Consider the following 5,491-nt stretch of genomic DNA (forward strand, 5'->3'; position numbering starts at 1 on the left):
TTTTCCGCAAGTTCGCTAGCTATCTGCTGGGGGCTTTTGCCAAAAACTGAAGCTAAAGCTTCGATCGCGATGGAAGATGTAAGGGCGGTAGAGAAAATGATTTGTTTCTCTTCCATAGGCAAATCTCTCATGCTGATATGCGGTTGCAAACTGTTGTCGGGGATTATCTGAATTGATTTGAGATTAAGCTCGCAAGTGCTTAGGCAGTTATCTAAGGTTTCCGCCAACTCTTCAAGCTCGCGGTAATTGCCTTGACTTTTAAGAATCAAGTCGTCAACGTGAAGTCCTACCGCTATGATTTCAGCTTTTATTTCAGGACGAAACGTGGGCAAGTCAGAATGCCGATAGGTGAAAGTATTGTGCATGGTTTTTAAACCTAACTAGGATGAGTCCGACGCTTTGTCGGATCTATTCGGTCTGATAGCTTTTTGATAGCTTCGTGAGGGTTTGTTTTTTCCTAAGCCTGGTAGCGGTTTGTCGCTTTTGCCGATCGCGCCGGTGTCTTTCTGAAACTCGGTGTCTAGCTGATCTAAAATCTCCTCTTGCTCCGGAGTGGGTATGGTTGGCTCTTCTTCTTCCTCTTGATGGGGCTTGTACTCGTCCGCGATTCTGTCCATCAGCTCTTGGAAGGAAATACCGGCCGCTGCTGCTTTCTTGGCTAGCAGTGCGTAAGTGTCCTTCTTAATACGGACTTGCTGCAGTCTGGGTTCTGGGTTCTCGTCAATGGTTTCGGCAATCGTCACTGCTGAAATCCTTTCCTTCGGTACGGTCTCGACCACTTCCTGCCACTTGCTCTCTAGGGGGCTGTCGCCGTACTTGTCCACCGCTGCGTATTTCCCCAGCGTTGTAGCTTGGGCTACGCAGTTGGGCAAAATTTTGAAGCCAGACTTAATTAATCGCAGGCAGATGTCGGCTGCTTTGATGATTTGCTTGCAGTAGAAGTGCTGACGGCCGAGTCCTTGCTCGCAGTAGGTTTTAAAATCCTTAAATTTGGACTTATACAAACGATATCGGCGGATTGTCTGAAGCATGATTCCTTGCCGCACGTAGTCTAGAAATCCCCTTTTAATTTCGTGCGTCAGTTCGCTCAAATCGTTGTAAGGGGCGGTAGCGAGGGTTTCTTCTGCGAAGTCCAAGAGCGGTTGAAACTCACTGAGCGGTTCGTTTAAAAATGAATTGGCAGTGCTTTCCATTTATCAGTGGTTAGTAAAGTGTGGGCGCGTTTTCGGTGTGAATCGTTCCAGGGAATGCATCGGCGGTAATTTCCATGTTAGTTGTTAGTAGGAAGCGATTCTCTTTCACGGAGTAATCGCTTCAAAGTTGGTTGTTAAATAACGCCGTCCGGGTATCTTGGCTCAGGCGGCACAATTTCCACCTCGGACAAAGATGCGTCTTGTAGTAAGAATCTCTTATCAAACGTGAGTTGGTAAGCAGTCGGGTCTATGCCCAGCCTTTCTAAGAAAAGCTTCAGGCTTTCATAGTGTTCCGTTGCTCGCTCAATGTCCTTGGTTAGAGTTTTCAGGGTGTAAGCTTTCTGCTGAATTTGCCGCTCTAAGCTCTCGGAATCTTCCGCTAAACGGTTTTGAGCATCAAGCTCAGCCAGTAGATTATCAAGCTGTTGCTTCAGCATTTCATAGGCATCTGAAAGGCTGTCTACTTCGCTGCTAACTTCCAGTTTTCCATCTTTTTCGAGTCGTTCCCATTTGTCTTTTTTGTAGACGGGAATGGAAATCTTCAGAAAAGTCATTGATTTTTACCTGTTTAATGATGGTTCGAGGAAGCGATCGCCCTAACGTCTCCTAAGACGATCGCACTATTCAGATGATTCATGGGAGATAAGTTGTTCAATGCTTCATGCAAGCGGTTCCTATTGCATCGCATCACCTCCCGGTGGAGCTCGCCCGATCGCAAGTGTTGCACCGCGAGCAAACTTCCTGATACTGTTTGCCCGATCGCCCTTGCCGACAATCATCGGCGGAAAACTGGGCGGTTTGGGTTTAGGTAGTCGGGCAAAAATCCCTGTGTCGGGCGGTTCGTCGGTGTCGTCATCTTTACTAACCCAAGCGTCGTAGGCAGCCCAAAAGGCGAACATCGAATCGTAATCCTCTGGGTTTGGCGGTTCGTCGGTGTCGGTTTGTCGCGCAGCGCGATCGCACCAAGCGTCAAAAACAGGAATAAGGAATTCGCAAGTGATGGAACTTTCACCGGCTCCCGAAAGTTCCATCACTTCGGACGGTTCCGGTTCGTACCATTCATCAGGGCAAGGGGCCCACTCGCAGAAGGAATCGAGGCCGATTTCTATCAGTTCCGGGTGTTGGGCGTCCCAAAGGGCGATCGCCCTTTGGAACGCATCGAGGGATTCAAAATCATCCGGGTCTGGTGGTTCATCTGTTGATTCCACTTCAAAGTCGAGCAAGTTCAGTTGCCCGTCTAGCTCGGATTGGAAGTGGAAAATCTGGGTCTGTGGCGGGGAATAGCGAGCCAAAAACTCAGCCGATAAAGTGCAGCCTGTCGGCGTCGGATTCTGAGCAGATTCAGTTTGCCCGATCACAGTTTCAGTCACTTTCTCATTAGCGGGGGAGTCGGGGATGATGTGCGCGGAACTCTTGAACAATTCCAAAAGTTGATGAGCGGTTGACTTGCTCTTAAAACCAGGGGAATTGGCCGCAGGAGCGATCGCACTTTGGCTCACTTTTGGCTCAATCCGTCCCTTGCCCTCGCCCCGGTTCGGCGGTTGTTCATCGTTGAATGTGACCGCTAGTTCAATTGACTGATGGGGTAAAACTCCCCCTCGAACTGCTTTACTATTCCCTGCCAGCGCCAATACTCGATCGCCTTCTTTGCTTCCCAGTGCTTCAGCTTTAGCGCCGCTGCTATCTCGAACTGATTCGGCGGGATGAGAGCGCCGGTTATGTACATCAGCACTTTCTGTTCTGTCGAGTTGGGATCTAGTTTCTGCATTTTGTGCGATCGGCTTAACGGCCGGTTTCGGGTAAACGATGCGGTAAACGATGCGGCCAAATTTGGACTCGATCGGCGGCTCCTGGACTTCAAGTTGAATTGCGCCGGGGTAGTTTTTGAACCTGCTGTAATCGCAGTGCAGGCAACGGATAAGCGGTTTATCTAGACAATCTTTTGTGGTGTACAAGGCATGAGCCGCACCACAACTAGGACACTCAACTGCTTCGGGGGAAGATTCCAGCAGCGGCTCCTGGTCTTGAACTTCGATCGCCTCCTGGACTGGTTCAACTTCCGCCACGGGGGAATCTTCCAGCAGTTGCAGCAGCGGGGGCTGAACGCCGACTAGGGCATCTATCCAGTTTTGGCGGCACCGTCTGTCGCCGTCTGGGAGAACGTTTAGCTGCCAGCCGATTTCCTTTAATTCTTTAAGATTCTTCTGTTCTAACTGTTCCAGGGTGTACATAGGTTAGGGGAAAGGGTGGGAGTTGCCCACCCGTCAACATTAAAGGGTATGCAGTGCGCCTTAATTAAGACCATGCAAGTATGATAGACTCTTAATTAAGGATATGTCAACGTCTTAATTAAGTCTTTGTTAATCTAGTGGAGAGTTTATGAACAACACCTATGGTCAGAAGAGCGAAAGAGAAGCCTTACGGGGAGACAAAGAGTCCCAAGAGTTATGGGTTGACGCCAACAGCAGTCAGGATGCTGGACGAATTGGCGAGGGAGATGGGACTCAGCGCATCGCACTTGATCGAAAAAGTAGCACGGAGGGAATTGGTCTTAAAAACGCCATTGGGGGAATTCTCGACCAACTGTTAGATGATGCAGAAAAACAGTTGGCCAAATCGAGGGAGTGCATCGTGTGGTACAGGGAAGAGGCGAAAGAGTACGAGCAGAAAATTGAAAATCTTCGCAAGCTCAAAGAGTTGCAAGATTTAGAACTGCAAGCAGAGTCATCCAACGATAACGGCGGGGAAAACCTCGCAGAATAATCGCAACAGAAGCCAGCACAGCGTCTCGTGCTGGCTTTTGCGTTAGATATTAGTCATTAGATATTAGTCATTGAGGCGATCGCACTTATGAACAAAGGAGAACTGGTGGAAGTGGCCGCCACCAAAGCACAGGCAACCCAGAAGGTAGTCAATGAAGTGTTAAATGCCTTAATTGATGCCATCACTCAGGCAGTCGCCGACGGGGAGAAAGTAACGCTAGTCGGTTTTGGCTCATTCGAGGCTCGCGACCGTAAAGCACGTGAGGGCCGCAACCCCAAAACTGGGGAGAAGATGGAGATTCCAGCAACTACAGTTCCTGCATTTTCAGCAGGCAAGCAGTTTCGAGACGCTGTAAACAGACTGTAGACAATGTAGACAATTGCCGATCGTCGTGAAGTGCGATCGGCTGCAACCACTAGACAAACACTAGACAGACAATCATGAAGTATCCCGACCTGAAGAAATACGCCGATGAAGTGAACAAAATGCAAGACTTGCCGCCGGCATCTGTAGAACTTCCACCGCTGGCAACCATTGCGATTATCAGTCACATTCAATTGGCTACCCGTCATCCCAGCGTAGGAGGCGATACCTTTACCAAGATTGCGATCGAAACAGCTCGCCAACTTCAGAATTTGTTCAACCCAGAGTCTGAAACTTACAAAGTGCTGGAACTCGGCTGGAACCCTGATGCGGACATCCTAATGTCAGACGGAACCGAGGAAGAACCTTGGCAGCAGTGCGAGGAATTCTGCGAGAGATTCTTGCAAAACCTCGGCTGCCGCTGCACCGGGTACAAGAGAGCGGAAGTTGTGGCGGGCGATGAAGATATTGACCCCAAAACTTTGGCTGCCGGTGCTGCGATGATGTACGCGCTCCAGCGACAGTTAGAAAGCGAAGGCTTCGAGCTCGATATGTAGGAAGCGGCCGATGTCGTGAAGGGCGATCGGCTACTAGACAACCACTAGACAACTAATTTAGAGGACTTATGGAACCCAACACGGTTAGACCGTTGGTTATTTCACTTCATACAGTGAGATCGGGAATTCTGAAAGAATTATGCCGCACCGATGACAAAGAAACTCGTGCTGCATTGTTTGACGCTCAGTATGCTGTGGGGTTTGCGCTCTTATATCTAGAGCGAGTTGTATTCCTTTCATATGATGAATCGAGCGAAGGCGAAACAGTCGAGCGGAAAGGATTTAAGCTTAATGGTTAGTGCTCAACTTTCACTTTTTGACACCGTGACCGCCGAAGTGGGAAGCCTCTACAAAGCCGGCGACTGGGTGAAGCTGCGACGAAAGCCGGCGATTGCCGCATGGGTAAAACGCGGCGAAATTTACAAAGTTAACCGCGTGCACCCGATCGACGGCTCGCTGCAATTTTGGAATCCATTTACAAACGAGTGGGACTTTCTCTATCCTGATGAAGTCACACTTGCACCCGCGCCGCCCGTTGTTGATTCTGTATCACCAGCCCCAACCATTGCTGATACAGAATACACAGTCGAGGTTGCTGATACAGAATACACAGTC

8 protein-coding genes and 1 pseudogene are annotated in these 5,491 nt (G+C 49.4%); 5 read left to right on the forward strand and 4 right to left on the reverse strand.

Annotation, left to right across the window (positions count from 1 at the left end; all coding sequences use genetic code 11):
• The 4 genes from QUB10_RS33630 to QUB10_RS33645 form a co-directional block, all read right to left on the reverse strand.
• Positions 1 to 365: hypothetical protein (locus QUB10_RS33630; protein ID WP_333207452.1), on the reverse strand; the 365-nt coding region annotated here is incomplete at its 3' end.
• A gap of 15 nt (positions 366 to 380) precedes the next feature.
• The gene (locus QUB10_RS33635; RefSeq protein WP_333207453.1) at positions 381 to 1,193 is read right to left on the reverse strand and encodes a hypothetical protein; all 813 of its coding nucleotides are present in this window, start codon (positions 1,191 to 1,193) and stop codon (positions 381 to 383) included.
• Between the two features lie 134 nt (positions 1,194 to 1,327).
• Positions 1,328 to 1,747, reverse strand: a complete 420-nt coding sequence (locus QUB10_RS33640) for a hypothetical protein (protein WP_333207454.1) — start codon at positions 1,745 to 1,747, stop codon at positions 1,328 to 1,330.
• 120 nt (positions 1,748 to 1,867) lie between these two features.
• Positions 1,868 to 3,424, reverse strand: coding sequence for a hypothetical protein (locus tag QUB10_RS33645; RefSeq protein ID WP_333207455.1), 1,557 nt, complete (start codon positions 3,422 to 3,424; stop codon positions 1,868 to 1,870).
• Positions 3,425 to 3,572: 148 nt separating this feature from the next.
• On the opposite strand from QUB10_RS33645, the gene QUB10_RS33650 reads away from it, so the two are divergent.
• The 5 genes and pseudogenes from QUB10_RS33650 to QUB10_RS33670 all read left to right on the forward strand — a co-directional run.
• The gene (locus QUB10_RS33650) at positions 3,573 to 3,956 is read left to right on the forward strand and encodes a hypothetical protein (protein ID WP_333207457.1); all 384 of its coding nucleotides are present in this window, start codon (positions 3,573 to 3,575) and stop codon (positions 3,954 to 3,956) included.
• A gap of 87 nt (positions 3,957 to 4,043) precedes the next feature.
• Positions 4,044 to 4,322, forward strand: coding sequence for an HU family DNA-binding protein (locus QUB10_RS33655; protein ID WP_333207446.1), 279 nt, complete (start codon positions 4,044 to 4,046; stop codon positions 4,320 to 4,322).
• Between the two features lie 74 nt (positions 4,323 to 4,396).
• On the forward strand, positions 4,397 to 4,876 hold the full coding sequence (locus tag QUB10_RS33660; protein WP_333207459.1) for a hypothetical protein: 480 nt from the start codon (positions 4,397 to 4,399) through the stop codon (positions 4,874 to 4,876).
• A 68-nt stretch (positions 4,877 to 4,944) separates the two neighbouring features.
• A complete protein-coding gene (locus tag QUB10_RS33665) occupies positions 4,945 to 5,175 on the forward strand; it encodes a hypothetical protein (RefSeq protein WP_333207460.1) in 231 nt (76 codons plus the stop codon).
• Positions 5,168 to 5,491, forward strand: a pseudogene (locus QUB10_RS33670) (hypothetical protein); the annotation flags it as partial. The gene QUB10_RS33665 and the pseudogene QUB10_RS33670, both read left to right, overlap by 8 nt.

Origin of the sequence: Microcoleus sp. B5-D4 (assembly GCF_036705145.1) — a bacterium.
GTDB lineage: Bacteria > Cyanobacteriota > Cyanobacteriia > Cyanobacteriales > Microcoleaceae > Microcoleus.